Here is a 14659-nt window from a genome sequence, read left to right as displayed (position 1 = left end):
CGCAACGAATAAATTCCGGTCTCAACTCGCAAAGATTTTTTAGTCGTAAACATGAAGGGCAAACCATGAAGAAGTACACGACGATCGGTGGCGTAGCGCTCGCAGCAACGCTCATGCTCACCGCTTGCGGCGGGGGAACGCCGTCGGGTCCGGCCTCCCAGAAGGCCGAAGAGAGCGGCGGCGACATCAGCAAGCTGATCAGCGTCAACGCCAAGGAAGCCAAGGACCTGGAGCAGGGTGGCACGGTCACTTTGGCTGTGGGCAGCATTGGTCCCGACTTCAACGGGTTCTCCAATGTGGGCAACAGCGCCGACAACTCCGCACTGATGACGCCCATCAACACCGCGTCCATCAACAGCGGCGGCATCGGCGGTTGCTGGAAGTTGGACTTCGACGGCAAGGCAGAGCCCAACAAGGACTTCTGCGAAGACGTCAAGAGCGAAGTCAAGGACGGCAAGCAGACCGTCACCATCAAGATCAACGACAAAGCGACGTGGAACGATGGGACCCCCATCGACGTCAAGACCTTCGAGAACACCTGGAAGATGCTCCGCGGTGAGGACAAGTCCATCGACATCGTAAGCGCCGGTGCTTACGCTTTTGTGGACTCCGTCAAAGCAGGGGCCAACGACAAAGAAGTCATTGTCACCACCACCCAGCCCGTCTTCCCGCTGGAGGGCCTGTTCTTCGGCCTGATCCACCCGGCCATCAACACCCCGGAAATCTTCAACACCGGATTTGCGGGCAACATGCACCCCGAATGGATGGCAGGTCCGTTCAAGGTGGAGAACTACGACACCACGGCCAAGACCGTCACCATGGTTCCCAACGACAAGTGGTGGGGCCAGAAGCCGGTTCTGGACAAGGTCATCTGGCGTCAGATGGAACCCAGCGCAACCATCGCTGCGTTCAAGAACGGTGAAATCGACGCAGCAAACGGCCGCACGCTGGGCCGCTACAAGCAGCTCGAAGGAACCACCAACTCCGAGGTCCGCCGCGGTCAGCGCCTGTTCGCTGGTGGCCTGAACCTGAACGCCAAGCGTCCGGCACTGACCGACGTGGCCGTCCGTAAGGCAATCTTCACGGCCGTGGACCGTAAAGCCATCCGCGATGTGCGCTTCAACGGCCTGAACTGGTCGGAAGAAAGCTCGGGCTCCATGATGCTCATGCCGTTCTCCGAGTACTACCAGGACAACTACCCCGTGAAGGACACTGGCGCCGAAGCTGCCAAGAAGGTCCTGACCGACGCCGGCTACACGGCCAACGACAAGGGCATCATGGCCAAGGACGGAACTCCTGTGTCCTTCAAGATCACGAACTTCGGTGATGACCCCACCTCCGCTGCCACCTCGCAGACCCTGCAGAAGCAGCTCCAAGCAGCCGGCATGGATGTTTCCATCGACCAGCGTGGTGACGCCGACTTCGGCAAGGTCATTGGTGGACGCGAGTTCGATGTGACCATCTCCGGTTACACCGTAGGCCCGGACGCCACCGACGCCGTGAAGCAGTACTACGATTCCGAAACCAACGAGAACGGCCTCGGCGATGCTGAGCTGGACGCTGAAATCAAGCGCCTCGCAACCATCTCCGATGACAAAGAGCGCAATAAGGCCGCCATGGAGGTAGAGAAGAAGCACATGGAGAAGTACTACTCCATGGGTACCGTGCTGAACGGCCCGGAGATCCAGTTTGTGCGCACCGGACTTGCCAACTACGGCCCGTCCCTGTTCAAGAGCCTGTCCAACGTTCCGGACTGGACCACCCTCGGCTGGGAAAAGGGCGCCAAGAAATAGCCCTCCCGCTGTAGTTTCCTGAAGGCCGGGAACCACCCCAACTTTTCACAAGGTTTGGGGAAGGTTCCCGGCCTTCGCCATGGTCGCTCTCTCACATCCCGCCGGGTTTAACCGGTCGCTCTCTCACATCCCGCCGGGTTTAACCGGTCGCTCTCTCACATCCCGCCGGGTTTAACCGGTCGCTCTCTCACATCCCGCCCACCGCCGCGCGGCCTGCTGATCTAACCTGAGGGCATGACTTCAACGCCGATCCGTACCGCAGTAGCAGGCTTTGGATAGTCGGGCAGCGTCTTCCACGCGCCTTTCATCCACGCCAACCCGGCCTATCAGCTCGCCATGATCGCCACCTCGGACGGGGCCCGGCAAGGTAACGCCAAGGAGCGGTACCCGGAGGCACGAATCGTCGAAACGCCACAGGACATCCTGACCCATGCCGATCAACTGGACCTGGTGGTGCTCGGGACCCCGCCAGCCACCCACTACCCGCTGGCCAAGGCCGCGCTGGAGGCGGGGCTGGACGTCGTCGTCGATAAGCCTTTCGTGACCCAGAGCGCCCAAGGGGAGGAACTGATCCAGCTGGCGGCACACCTGGGCCGGGTCCTCACCGTGTATCAGAACCGCCGCTGGGATGCGGACGCCCTCACGGTGCAGAAACTACTCGACGCCGGGACGCTGGGCACCGTGACCCGGTTCGACGTGGGCATGGAGCGCTGGGCGCCGGAGATCGCCAAAGCATGGAAGGCCGGTGCCACCGCGGAAGACGGTGGCGGCGTTCTGTTTGACCTCGGAACCCACGTCCTGGACCTGGCGTTGCACTTCTTTGGTCCCGCGGACGTGACGCACGCGGAAATCCAAGCCCGCCGTCCGCAGGAAAGAGCAGACGACGACGTCTTCCTGGTACTCAACCACCATTCCGGCGTGGTCACCCACGTCACCGTGAACCTGACCAGCCACATACACGGGCCCCGCTTCCGCGTCCTCGGGACCAAGGGCGGCTACGTGAAGTTCGGCGCTGACCCGCAGGAGCCATACCTTGCCAAGGGAGGGCTGCCCACGGACCCGGAGTACGGCGTGGAACCGTCCCACCAGCACGGCACGCTGGTGGCGGACGGACAACGCATCACGGTTCCCACCGAGCGCGGCAGCTATCAGGAGTTCTACCGGCTGCTGGCCGATAAAATCAACGACGGCGGTGCGGACTCAGCGTTGCCGTCGCCTGTGGATCCGGCTGGCCCGGTGGACGTGCTCAGGCTGATTGAGCAGGCACGGGCCCTGGCGTGATGTCAGTGCTGGCCACCACGGAGTAGATGGCTTTGAGGTCATCGTTACCCTCAAGTGGCTGGCAGCTTCCCGTCAGTTGGACAACATCCGAGGCTGTAGCCTGATTGACCACTGTGACAGCAGTGAACTGGGCCAGGCTCCCGGCTTCCGGATGTGTGTAGCGCGCTTCACGGACATGCCAGTCACGGCCGTTGATCACCACGGGCTCGGTGCCCAGCAGTACGGCGTCGGGCAGCTTGTCCAGGAATGAGTCCACGGACGCCGCGATGTCCTGGAGCTGATATCCGGGGGAGCGGCGGGACACGGAGATGACCACGTTCGCCGTGTACCGGCCCTCCACGGACGGCGCAGTCAGGGCCCCCACGGCGTCAGGGACCACCCGGCGTGTCCAGCCGTCAGGGGTGTTCAGGCTGATGGCGGGGTAGGCGGGAAATGCTGTGGACGGGAAAATCTGCTGAGACATGGGTGCCCTTCCGGTGCAGGTTGGTGGCGAAGCCTAGTTGTTCAGGAAATCGACGAAGCCAGTGACCGAATCCACGAAACCCTTGGGGCTGATGGTGATCTGGCCGCCAGCGCCAAGGCCGAGTTCCGCCGTGATCTTGGCGCCGGCTCCGAGCGTCAGTCCGTCCTCATCCATGGAAGCGGTGAAGTAGTGGCCCTCGCCAGCGCCCGCGGCCACGGTCCCGTTGAGAGTCAGGGTCTGTCCCAGGACCTCCACATACCGGCTCCCGGTCAGCTCCGCACCTGCTCCGGCACTGAACGCCGTTCCGGTCACGTCCTTGTTCTTCACGCTGACCTCGCCTTCGCCGGCGCTGGCCCAGGCTCCGCCGCGGATCTCTCCGCCTTGGCCCACACTGAACAGGCCACCGGCAAACTCGGTTTCATTGGTGGTGGTGATCTTCTGCCCGGCAAAAGCCTCGCCGCCGGCCGAAAAGAGGAAGGGGCTGCTCGCTTCGGCATGGGCGCTTGCCTCCACTCCGGTCATCGCGCGGGTAGTGGAGGTGTTGGTGACCCAGCCGTCAAAGAAATCCGACCGAACCGTGGTGGTGTTCTCAATCCCGGCAAACGCTTCGCCACTGGCGCTGGCGCTCGGGAGGCCGAAGCCGAGCGGCAAGGATCCTTCAAACTTGCCGTCAGCCCGGGCACCAATAAACGTTTCGTTGGTGATGGTGGTGTCCACCGGTCCGTTGCTGGTGGTGGCGGTCCACGTCATCTCGCCGCCGGTGGAGGCTTCACCGGATCCACCAATCGACCATCCGCCGGGGCCTTTGGTGCCATGGACTTCGCCGGTGGCCTGGCTGCCGATGGAGCCATTGCCCTCAACGGTGACAGGTCCGTAGGTGGTGGGGCCAAAGGTGAAACCGGGGGATCCTGGGGAGCCCTGCCCTTGCCCAGGCGTGGATGCTTGTTCCTGCTGGTCTGCGTTGAGCTTCAGTGCCCTGGCATTGTCCTTCAGGCACAGTGCAGCGGCGCCAAGCTTCCCGTAGAGCTGGCTGTGCCAGGTGCTGCGGAATTGATCGGCATCGTTGCCGCGCCAATAGTTGCCGTTGACCACCAAAGCGTTGAGTTGCTTCTGAAGCGCAGTGATCTTCTCTGCTTCGGAGTTCATTACTGCGGATAGCCGCCGGAGGTCCCCGACATCTGCGCCTACCAATCCCTGCCCCATTATGTACCCAGCCCCATAACGCATCCCCTGAACGTAGCGACATCAACCCCGGCCGACCGTTGTGGCCCCGGGCATTCCCTGAGCATAGTTGGCGTGGCAAGCAGCTGCCATGGGGAGATCTAGCCTGTGGATTACGCGTCAGGGCTGCCTGAACAACCGCGGCTTAAACCACGACGGCGGGGTGCGGCTTCTTGTGGAAGCCGCACCCCGCCGTCGTACGTGGTTCCTTAGGCGGAAACCAGGCTGTGCCAGTCCGTCACCAGCGGCAGGTTGTGTGCCTCGGAAACGGAGTGGTGTGCCACGTGGCCTGCGGCGATGTTGAGGCCGGCAGCCAAAGCGGGGTCGCGGTCGAAAGCGGCCTTGACGCCCAGGTTGGCAAGAGCCACGGCGTAGCGCAGGGTGACGTTGGTCAGTGCGTACGTGGACGTGTTCGGAACGGCGCCAGGCATGTTGGCAACGCAGTAGAAGATCGAGTTGTGGACCTTGTACGTGGGTTCCTGGTGTGTGGTTGCGTGGGTGTCCTCAAAGCAGCCGCCCTGATCAACAGCAATATCCACCAATACCGAGCCGGGCTTCATGCGGGCCACCAGATCATTGGTCACCAGCTTGGGAGCCTTGGCGCCCGGGATCAGGACGGACCCGATCACAAGATCTGCGTCGATAACTGACTTCTCGATCTCGTAGGCGTTGGAGGCAACGGTCTTCAGGCGGCCCTGGTAGAGGGCGTCCAGTTCGCGCAGACGGTTGATGTTGATGTCCATGATGGTGACATCGGCACCGAGGCCCAGCGCCATGGCAGCAGCGTTGGTTCCAGCGACGCCGGCACCCAGGACAACAACCTTGGCCGGACGCACGCCCGGTACTCCGCCCAGGAGGACACCCTTACCGCCGGCCGGAGCCATCAGGGAAGAAGCACCGACTACTACGGACAAGCGGCCTGCGACCTCGGACATCGGCGCCAGCAGCGGGAGTGCCCGGCCTTCCTGCACGGTTTCGTAGGCGATTGCCGTGACGCCGGAGTTGATGAGCTCGGCGGTGAGCTCTGGTTCTGCGGCGAGGTGCAGGTAGGTGAAGAGGATCAGGCCCTTGCGGAAGCGGTGGTATTCCGCAGCGATGGGCTCCTTGACCTTCATGACCATGTCCGCGCGGCCCCAGACGTCATCGGCCTCGTTGACGATTTCGGCGCCGGCGATCGAGTATTCCTCGTCGGTGATGCCCGAGCCCAGGCCTGCGCCCCGTTCCACCAGGACGGTGTGTCCGTGCGTGCGGAACTCGTGGACGCCGGCAGCCGTGATGGCTACGCGGAACTCGTTGTTCTTGATTTCTTTGGGGACGCCGATGATCATCTGCTGGCTCCATCGTTAGCGGCCTCTTTGGCCGAAAAATTTGCTGCGGGCTGTGATTCCAGAATAAAACCGGTTGTGAGGCAGGCGACATGGTTGAGCCCCCGCATTCCACGCCAAACCGCGTGGATACAGGGAACATTGAAACCGTTGCTCGACATTTGTCGAGTACTGCAGCGTCAGGTGTCGCCTGCTGTTGGTACGCTGTGGAGCATGCAGCAGGACGTGGAACAGATCGTGGAACGGGTGGCGTCCAGACTGGGCCGCGGCCTTTCCCTGGAAGACCTGGACGGCGTCCTCCTGGCCTACAGTTCCAACCAATCCCATGCAGACCGGGTCCGCGTGAATTTCCTCCTCAGCAAGCGCGTCCCCACTGATGTCAGTGCCTGGCAGCTCTCCCACGGCATCTCTACAGCCGTGCGGCCCGTGGTTGTTCCGGCCAACGAGGACCTGGGCATGCTGGGCCGGGTGTGCGTTCCGCTTCTGGTCCGCGGCTTCCGCGTGGGCTACTTATGGGTCCAGCAGGACCTTGAGGAGCAGAGCGCGACGGCGATCCTGGCCCAGTTGCCCGGTGTGCGGGATGAACTGGATCTGTTGGCAGGACTGCTCTTGGACTCCAACACCGCCGAGTCCGAGTTCCGGCGGCGCAGGGAACAGGAGTTCCTGTCGGCCTGCAGCGGGGAATCCAATGCGGTGGCCGCCGTAGCTGGGTGGAAGGAAGTCCAGGGCCGCGGCCCGTGGCAGCTGGTAACCATCCTGGACGCAGACGGTGCCGGGTCCGACGTCGACCCCATCGCGGCAACGCTCACGCACCGTTCCGCGGCACTGCAGTCAACCATCGGCGTCAATGCCGCCCTGTTCAGCGCCGGGACCGAGACGCATTCGGTGGTGCTGTTCCGGGAGTCGGGAGGCCGCGCGGACCACGCCCAAGTACTGGTGCACTACCAGCTGGAACTGGCCAAACGCGCAGGAAGATCCGTGGACCGGGTGATCCTGGGCATCAGCGAGCCCTTCCAGGTGATCCGCCAGCTCGCCGGCGCGTACCGGCAGTCCAAGGTGGCCGCCCAGGCCGCCGCCGTGGACGCGGTTCTTGGCGAGCTCGTGGACAGCAGGACGGTGGGGGTCTACCAACTGTTCGACCGGCTGGTGGCACCCGGAGGCTGGGACGACACCGGGTCGGTCCATTTCCGGACCCTGGAGGACCAGGACAAAAACGGCGAGCTGCTCCCCGTCCTGGAGCTGCTGTACGACAATGACGGCTCAGTGCAGGACGTCGCCGCCAAACTGCACCTCCACCGGAGCAGTATCTACAACCGCCTGGGACGGATCCGCCAAATCATCGGGGCAGAGCCGTTGAGCGGCGCCATCCGGCTTGAGCTGCACGCCGCGTTGAAGGCGCGCCGATGGGCTGGAAGACCCAGGATCTAGGATCCCAGGATTCCAGGATCCGGGGATTCTAGGACCGCCGGAGTCGCTGGCAGCTCCACCGGCCCCTCCGGAGCCGGAATGTTGCCGTCCGGCTGCTCCTGCAGTACCTGCCATGCCAGCCCACAGGCGCTGTGCGGGGGTCCTGGCGCCCAAAAGCGGGCAACGGCGTGCTCATCCGGTCGTCTTCTTGGCCGCCTCGAGGAGCGACTGAAGGCTGCCCTGGGGCGCAACGGGCGCGCTTTCAGTGCTCGGCTTCCCGCTGGGGCGGGGTTTGGGTGTCTGGGTGACGGTAGGGGTGGGAGTCGGTGTTGGTGTTGGTGCAACCGTGGGTGTCGGCGGCGTGGTGGGCGTTGGAGCAACCGTAGGCGCCGGCGGCGTGGTGATGGTGTCCGACGGGACGTCACCCGGAGCGGGGGCAGGCTGTGGTGGTGCCGGTGATGGCTGGGCCGGCGCCGCGGCGGCAGGGGCGGGGTTGGCGGCCGCTGCCTGCGCGGACGGTATCCAGACCGGTGCGGCCAAGGATACGTGCGGCGTGGGGACCGACGACGGCGACACCGCGGCGGGTGCCTCGGGAACCGTTGCGGGCTGGCCGGCATGGGATGACGCCGACGGGCTGGCCGCCGTGACGTACGAAGCGCGTGGGGCGGGGGCCGCGGATGACGATTGGCGGGCGTCGTCCTGGCCCGCTCCTGCTGCCTCGTGCGACGGGGTTTCCTGTCCGAAGAACGGCATGCCCAAGGCTTGACCCAAGCCACCGGCTGTCAGTGCCAGGCCCAAGGCGCCGGCCACCACTGCCATCCGCTGGCTCATGTGCTTGACCGAGGCGGCCTTCTGCAGCACTGCCTGCGGTTCTCGGCCCAGGGCCATGGCAGGTGCCGAAGCAGCCGTGGAGCCCCGACGGACGGCCCTGCGTGTTTCGTTGCGGCGCACTTCAGTCCCGGGCGTCTCGACGCGTGTGGTTTCGCGCGCCGGTGCGGCTGCACGCGCCGCGATGACGGGGATCACTGCTGTGGCGGGCTCTTCGGACGCGGGTGTTGTTGCCACTGGTGCCATGGACGTTGGTTCTGTTGCCGTGGCGTGGGCGCGCTCCCGCTCTGCAGCCCGTTCGGCGGCCCGCGCTGCTGCACGGGTGGTGGGGGCAGGGGCGGTGGGCGCAGGGGTGGTGGGGGCAGGGGCGGTGGGCGCAGCGGTGGTGGGGGTGCCCGCAGTGTCAGCGTCCGGCGTCGTGGTTGCTGCCCGACGGCGGCCGGTGGGCCTGGGGCGCTCGGCTTCAGTCCGGATACGGCGTGGCTGATCCATGGTTGGGGACATGGTGGTTGCCTCTCAACGCCTTCGAGGTTAGCTGTCGGGTTCGGACGAGGCCGTCCGGCCGCCGTAGCGGCTTCACCCCGAGGGCTTGGAATCCAAGCCCGGGAACTGTGGGTCCCCCGCCTCTGCCGCGGGTCTGGCGGATCCCGGACAGCGGCAGAGCTCGGCGTCGGTCCGGAAGCGGCCCTATGGAGATACGGGTCGCCCTACGACGGTACCTGAGCCGGAAAGTAATGTCACATTAATGTAACGGGCGGTAGGTCTCACAGTCCGTCGCAGCCGCATGACATAAGCTGCGGGGCCGGCGCTGAGTGGCAACACGGGGAAGATATCGCCGGCCAAGGCTGGCTTCGGGGGGCACCGGCAGGTAGACATTGTTTATGGACCTGCCAGTGATGCCACCAGTACCGCCCATGCTCGCCAAGTCGGTCCCGGACATCCCGGATGTAGGGCATCACGAGCCCAAATGGGACGGCTTCCGCACCATCATCTTCAAAGACGGTGATGAGATTGTCCTGGGCAGCCGCAATGAGAAGCCCATGACCCGCTACTTCCCGGAACTCGTGGAGGCCTTCACAGCGAACCTTCCGGACAGATGCGTGATCGACGGCGAGATTGTCCTGATCCAGGGCAACAGGTTGGAATTTGAGGTCTTGCAGCAGCGGATCCATCCGGCAGACAGCAGGGTGCGGATGCTGGCGGAGAAAACCCCGGCGTCCATGGTGGCTTTCGACATCCTGGCGCTGGGGGATGAAGACCTGACCGGCAGGCCATTCTCCGAGCGTCGGGCCATCCTCGAATCGGCACTGGTAAACGCCAAACCTCCCGTCTACGTGACCCCGGCGGTCTCGGAACTGGAGCAGGCCAAGGAATGGTTCATCCAACTTGAGGGCGCAGGGTTGGATGGTGTGCTGTCCAAGCCTTTGGACGGGATCTACCAGCCCAACAAGCGCGTGATGTTCAAAACCAAGCATGTGCGGACCGCGGACTGCGTGGTGGCTGGCTTCCGGTGGCACAAAACCGCCAAGGTGGTGGGCTCCATGCTGCTGGGCTTGCATGACGACTCGGGAAAGCTGCATCACGTGGGCGTGGTGGCGTCGTTCCCGATGGCCAAGCGCGAAGCCCTGGTGGCCGAGTTGGAGCCGTACCAAGTGGAGTTGGAAGACCATCCCTGGGGTGAATGGGCCAAGCAGGATGAATCCCCCGGTGGATCGAGGATGCCCGGAGGCCAAAGCCGGTGGAGCGCGGGAAAGGACTTCACGTTTGTTCCGCTGCGTCCTGAATTGGTGATCGAGGTTGGCTACGACTACATGGAAGGGGACAGGTTCCGGCACACCACCCAGTTCAAGCGGTGGCGGCCGGACCGGACCCCGAAGAGCTGCACGTACTCGCAGCTGGAGGAGCCTGCTGATTACGATCTTGCCGAGATCCTGAACCTGCCCAAAGACTGAGGCGGTGCCGGCCCGCTAAAACGTTGCCGGCCCGCTGCCACGTTGCTGCCCGGCGACGTGGCAGCGGCTCAGCAACGGAATTGCTGCCCAGCGCCCTGCTACTCTTCGTGCCCCTGGTCGCTGCTCATGCTGCCTTCGGCCGGAGGGGTCTCGCCCGGGGGTACTCCGCCTCCGGGTTCCAGGCCGGTGATGTTCCCATCCATGGGGTCCGGGTTTGCCGAGGCAGCGGGATCCTCATCCTCGTCCTGTCGCATGTCGGGGTCTTCGTGGATGCTGTCAGCGTCGGACGTAGTGTCGAATGGTCCGGTGGCTCCGCTCACTCCGAAGGCCTGGGGATCGTTTTCCGGGTCATTGCTGGTCATGGTCAAACCCTTTCGTAAGCAGACTTACTATTTAGCTTGCCCGGCCAGCCTAGCCTGCCCGAACCAAAGGCAACAAGTGGGCCAGTGGCGGGTACCGGCGTCGTGATCAGTTGTGATGCGGAGCGGCAGCGACGAAACTCCGGATGGCGTCCGCCACTGCCTTGGGCCGCATGTGCTGCGCAACGTGACCAACCCCCGAAATCTCCACCAAGCGCCCGTACGCGACGCACCTGGACAGCCGCAATGACCATTCCGGACCCGCAACCTGGTCCCTGCTGCCGCGGAGGACCAGCACGGGTGCCGTGACTCCGGCAAGCCGCTTCTCGGTGGGGTACTGCATCATCACCGGCACTTCGGTGAGGTACCAGCGGGGCCCACAGCGGAAGTAATCGGACACCACGATCCAGTTGGAGGACGCACTCTCCCTCAGCAACCCGTCCAGCGTCAGGGCCAGGGATTGCTGGAAGACGTTCTTGTGCCGCGAGTCCACCACCGGGCCCATCAGCACCAACCGCTGAACCCGTTCCGGTGCATGCAACGCGGCCTCTATGGCGAACTGGGCACCCATGGAATGGCCCACCAGAATGTAGGAGTCGATTCCCCGAGCGGCCAATGCCTCGGCGATAAACGCGCCGTAATCCTCAACCTGGAGTTGGTGGCCGGGCTTGGGCGTGCCCCCAAAACCGGGAAGATCCAGGGAAAAGGTGGGCGCACTGGCCGCCAGGCCAGCATGGAGCCGCGCCATGTACCGGTGCGAAACTCCGATGCCATGGATCAGTACATACGCGGGCCCCTCCGTGGACTCCGGATCCGCGGCAGGTGTCCCGTCCAGCCACAGGATCCGCCCGGTCAGGCCGCGGACCTCAACGTCGGCCGAGCGGAAGGAGGTCACTCGTTGCCCTGCTGGTCGGTAGCTTCCGGGGCGGCGTCCTCCTGGGCCCGCTTCTTCTTCTGCGCCGCCAGCCACTCCATGATGGCCGCCTGGCGGATCCGCCGATGCGTGCCCCGGTATTCCACCGGAATCTCGCCCCGGTCAGTCATGTTGCGCAGGAACGTGTGCGAAATTCCGGCGAGCTCGGCCGCCTGGGAGGTGGTGAGCATTTCCTCCACGCTGCTGACCGTCACCGTTTCGCCCCGGCCCAGCCGCGCCAGGAGATCGACGACGGCGTCCCTCGCCTCGTCGGGGAGGCGGTGGACAGTCCCGTCCACAAACACGGTGATGTCGTTGCTGTCCTGCAGGGAACGCGCCAGGTTCCGGGCATCATCGGCGGGTAGGCCTGCCGTGACGCGGGGAGCTATCAATGCCATGGCAGAAGCCTAGCCTGACGGCAGCGTGGCACCCATTTCGACGCTTCGCTGCGGATCAGACGACTCCTACCGTCTTATCCGCAGCAAGCCGTCGAAAGGGGCTGGCGTTGGACGTCAGAGGCCCATCTCTTCCAGCACGGGGAGCTTGGCGCGGACCCAGTCGCGTGCTTCGGTGGCGCTGGGGGCGGACAGGGCCAGCTGCGCCAGTTCCTGTGCCTGCTCCAGGCTGACGGTTTTCAGTACCGTGCCAACCGCGGCCAACGATCGCGCGGTCATGGACAGTGTGGTCACGCCCAGCCCGGTAAGGACGACGGCGAGCGCCGGATCAGCGGCCGCTTCACCACACACGCCGACGGGTTTGGCCGAGCCGCCACGGCCCGAGCCTTCCTGGACGGAACCTTCCACGGTGAGCTGGACCAGCCGGAGAACAGCAGGCTGCCACGGGGTGTTGAGCTCGGCGAGGGGGCCCAGCTGGCGGTCGGCTGCCATGGCGTACTGGGTGAGGTCATTGGTGCCCAGGGAGGCAAACCCGACTTCCTTCAGCACGGTGGCGGACGTCAGTGCTGCGGAGGGAACCTCCACCATGACGCCCGGCGTCTGGATCCCGGCGGCGGCGCAGAGCGAGGCGAAATGTGCGGCCTCGGCGGCTGTGGAGATCATGGGTGCCATGACCCACACATCGGCCTCGGAGCCGGACGCTGCGCGTGCGATTGCCTCCAACTGGCGCTCAAGGACGCCGGGAGTGGTGAAGTCGGTGCGGTAGCCGCGCACACCCAACGCGGGGTTGGGTTCGGTGGCATCGGTCAGGAAGGGGAGGGGCTTGTCCGCGCCGGCATCGAGGGTGCGAAGCACCACTTTTTTGCCCGGGAAGGCATCAAATACGGCCTTGTAGGCTGCGGCTTGCTCCTCCACGGATGGCTCGGTGTCGCGCTCCAGGAAGCAGAACTCGGTGCGGAACAGGCCAACACCCTGGGCGCCCAGGGCGGCAGCCGCCACGGCATCCTTGGCTCCACCAACGTTGGCGAGGAGCGGCACCAGGTGACCATCCGCCGTCGTGCCGTTTCCGTCGAATTCGGCCAGGGTTGCGGAGGTTTCGGCCCAGGCGCTCGCGGAGGAACGCTGTTCCTCTGAAGGTTCCAGGGTGACGGTTCCGGCGGCGCCGTCCACGTAAACCTCGGTGCCGTCGCCCACGGTGTCCACACCGTGGGCGGCAACTACGGCGGGCAGGCCAAGGGACCGGGCGATGATGGCGGTGTGGGACTGGGGGCCGCCTCCGGAGGTGACCAGGGCCAGTACCTTGGCGGGGTCAAGGGTGGCAGTGTCAGCGGGCGCCAGGTCTTCGGCCACCAGGATGAAGGGCGCATCCGCGGACGGGATGCCCGGGGCAGGCACGCCGCGCAGTGCCGCGACGATCCGCGCGCGCACGTCCAGCACGTCCGTGGCACGCTCTGCCATGTAGCCGCCGAGGTTGTGCAGCATTTCCGAAACAGAGGCGCCGGCTTCCCAGATGGCGCGTTCCGCCGAGGTGCCCGCGTTGACCAGCTTTGCGGCCGACTTGAGGAGCATGGTGTCCTTGGCCATCAGTGCTGTGGCTTCCAGAACGGCCTTGCCGTCACCGCTGGCGGATTCGGCGCGGGCCTTGAGCTCGTCGTGGACGGACTGGGCGGCGGTCTTCAGGCCCGCCACTGCGTCCTCTGCGGAGGTATCTGCAGCCAGGCGCTCGCCCGACGGCGGTTCGCTCACCGGCTTGGGCATCTGGCGGACGGAACCAATGATGCGGCCAGGGCTTACCCCTACGCCTTGGAAATTCTGCACTGAATCCTCTGTTCCTGCTGGTTGGTTCAGGCCCTCCGGCAACGGCACCGGGAGCCCCAAAATAACTCTTGTGAGCTACTTCATATAGCAACGCTATAGGTGCTAGGGTAGCGGTTATGAGTTTCGATGACCAGCTTCCGCCCAAAATTCGGTTGCTTCGCGCAGCTGCCGAATTGCTGGCGAATTCGGAAGGGTCAGCGGTCTCAACGCGTCAGATCACCAAGCTTGCCGGTGTTACGGCGCCCACGCTCTACCACCACTTTGGAGACAAAGAAGGGCTCTTTGACGCCGTCGTTTCCGCCGGCTTTGAGGAGTATGTGGCGGGTGAGCGCGATTTTGCACCGTCCGGGGAGCCCTTGGAAGATGTCCGGCGGATGTGGGACAACCACGTCCAGTTCGGGCTGACCCAACCCCATCTTTATCTGGTGATGTTCGGCAATATCCGGCCGGAAAGCCGCCCCGCAATCGTGGCCGATGCCGAGGCGCTTCTGGAGGAAATGCTGAACAAAGCCGCCATTGCCGGTCAGATCAACGTGCCGCCCCGCGAAGCGGCACGCAGCATCCTGGCAGCCAACGTGGGCGTCACGCTCATGTTGATTGCAGAACCGGTGGAAGAAAGGAATCTCGAGCTCTCAACGATGACCCGGGATTCCATGGTTTTTGCCGTCTCCACGGAAACCGCCCGTGGCGCCGCAGCAGAGGACTCCGGAAAGTCCTCGGTAGTTGTTGCGGCAATCGCCCTGAATGCGGCACTGCAGGCCTCGCATTCGGACCAACTGTCCAGCTCTGAATTGAAGCTGTTCCTTGAGTGGCTTCACCGCATTTCCAGCAGCTCCTAAAGCTGTTCTCTCTCGATCTATATCGACTGACCCCGCGCCGCAGCGGGACACACGTTAGGAATTCA

Annotated in this window: 12 protein-coding genes, 1 pseudogene and 1 riboswitch; of the genes and pseudogenes, 5 read left to right on the top strand and 8 right to left on the bottom strand. The window is 64.5% G+C overall.

All coding sequences use genetic code 11. The annotated features are described in order from the left end of the window. The first annotated feature begins 65 nt into the window (after nucleotides 1-65). Both JOE60_RS16955 and JOE60_RS16950 read left to right on the top strand, forming a co-directional pair. The gene (locus JOE60_RS16955) at nucleotides 66-1793 is read left to right on the top strand and encodes an ABC transporter family substrate-binding protein (protein ID WP_167268628.1); all 1728 of its coding nucleotides are present in this window, start codon (nucleotides 66-68) and stop codon (nucleotides 1791-1793) included. A gap of 234 nt (nucleotides 1794-2027) precedes the next feature. Beyond that, nucleotides 2028-3074 (top strand): annotated as a pseudogene (locus JOE60_RS16950) (Gfo/Idh/MocA family protein). Here the strand turns inward: JOE60_RS16950 and JOE60_RS16945 are convergent. The 3 genes from JOE60_RS16945 to ald form a co-directional block, all read right to left on the bottom strand. Beyond that, nucleotides 3040-3537, bottom strand: coding sequence for a hypothetical protein (locus JOE60_RS16945; protein ID WP_167268630.1), 498 nt, complete (start codon nucleotides 3535-3537; stop codon nucleotides 3040-3042). The pseudogene JOE60_RS16950 and the gene JOE60_RS16945 overlap by 35 nt on opposite strands. A 33-nt stretch (nucleotides 3538-3570) precedes the next feature. Continuing rightward, nucleotides 3571-4683 carry a hypothetical protein gene (locus JOE60_RS16940; protein ID WP_167268633.1) on the bottom strand — a complete coding sequence of 371 codons (1113 nt, stop codon included), beginning with the start codon at nucleotides 4681-4683 and terminating at the stop codon, nucleotides 3571-3573. Between the two features lie 284 nt (nucleotides 4684-4967). Then, entirely contained in the window at nucleotides 4968-6086 is a 1119-nt protein-coding gene (ald, locus tag JOE60_RS16935; protein WP_167268635.1) for an alanine dehydrogenase, read from the bottom strand. A 210-nt stretch (nucleotides 6087-6296) separates the two neighbouring features. Between ald and JOE60_RS16930 the strand changes: the two genes are divergently transcribed. Then, nucleotides 6297-7511: a PucR family transcriptional regulator gene (locus JOE60_RS16930; RefSeq protein WP_167268637.1), complete on the top strand. Its 1215-nt coding sequence runs from the start codon at nucleotides 6297-6299 to the stop codon at nucleotides 7509-7511. 171 nt (nucleotides 7512-7682) lie between these two features. Here the strand turns inward: JOE60_RS16930 and JOE60_RS16925 are convergent, their stop codons facing one another. After that, nucleotides 7683-8810: a hypothetical protein gene (locus JOE60_RS16925; RefSeq protein ID WP_167268639.1), complete on the bottom strand. Its 1128-nt coding sequence runs from the start codon at nucleotides 8808-8810 to the stop codon at nucleotides 7683-7685. A gap of 14 nt (nucleotides 8811-8824) precedes the next feature. Beyond that, a riboswitch (cyclic di-AMP (ydaO/yuaA leader) is annotated at nucleotides 8825-8971 on the bottom strand. Nucleotides 8972-9199: 228 nt separating this feature from the next. Here JOE60_RS16925 and JOE60_RS16920 point away from each other — a divergent pair. Next, complete coding sequence (locus JOE60_RS16920; RefSeq protein WP_167268641.1) at nucleotides 9200-10270, top strand: ATP-dependent DNA ligase; 1071 nt, start codon at nucleotides 9200-9202, stop codon at nucleotides 10268-10270. 98 nt (nucleotides 10271-10368) lie between these two features. On the opposite strand, the gene JOE60_RS16915 is transcribed toward JOE60_RS16920, so the two are convergent. The 4 genes from JOE60_RS16915 to ptsP all read right to left on the bottom strand — a co-directional run bounded on the left by JOE60_RS16915 (nucleotide 10369) and on the right by ptsP (nucleotide 13755). Beyond that, nucleotides 10369-10632: a DUF6480 family protein gene (locus JOE60_RS16915; RefSeq protein ID WP_167268643.1), complete on the bottom strand. Its 264-nt coding sequence runs from the start codon at nucleotides 10630-10632 to the stop codon at nucleotides 10369-10371. Nucleotides 10633-10738: 106 nt separating this feature from the next. Further along, a complete protein-coding gene (locus tag JOE60_RS16910; RefSeq protein WP_167268645.1) occupies nucleotides 10739-11524 on the bottom strand; it encodes an alpha/beta fold hydrolase in 786 nt (261 codons plus the stop codon). Beyond that, the gene (locus JOE60_RS16905; protein ID WP_167268648.1) at nucleotides 11521-11940 is read right to left on the bottom strand and encodes a helix-turn-helix domain-containing protein; all 420 of its coding nucleotides are present in this window, start codon (nucleotides 11938-11940) and stop codon (nucleotides 11521-11523) included. Before JOE60_RS16905 ends, JOE60_RS16910 begins: the two co-directional genes overlap by 4 nt. Nucleotides 11941-12054: 114 nt before the next feature. Next, on the bottom strand, nucleotides 12055-13755 hold the full coding sequence (ptsP, locus tag JOE60_RS16900) for a phosphoenolpyruvate--protein phosphotransferase (RefSeq protein WP_167268650.1): 1701 nt from the start codon (nucleotides 13753-13755) through the stop codon (nucleotides 12055-12057). 116 nt (nucleotides 13756-13871) lie between these two features. On the opposite strand from ptsP, the gene JOE60_RS16895 reads away from it, so the two are divergent. Then, nucleotides 13872-14594, top strand: coding sequence for a TetR/AcrR family transcriptional regulator (locus JOE60_RS16895; protein WP_167268652.1), 723 nt, complete (start codon nucleotides 13872-13874; stop codon nucleotides 14592-14594). Nucleotides 14595-14659: the final 65 nt, after the last annotated feature.

It is taken from the genome of Paenarthrobacter ilicis (genome assembly GCF_016907545.1).
Taxonomy (GTDB): Bacteria; Actinomycetota; Actinomycetes; order Actinomycetales; family Micrococcaceae; genus Arthrobacter; species Arthrobacter ilicis.
The sequence above is the reverse complement of the archived record's forward strand: the minus strand, read 5'-3'. Positions and strand labels throughout refer to the sequence as shown.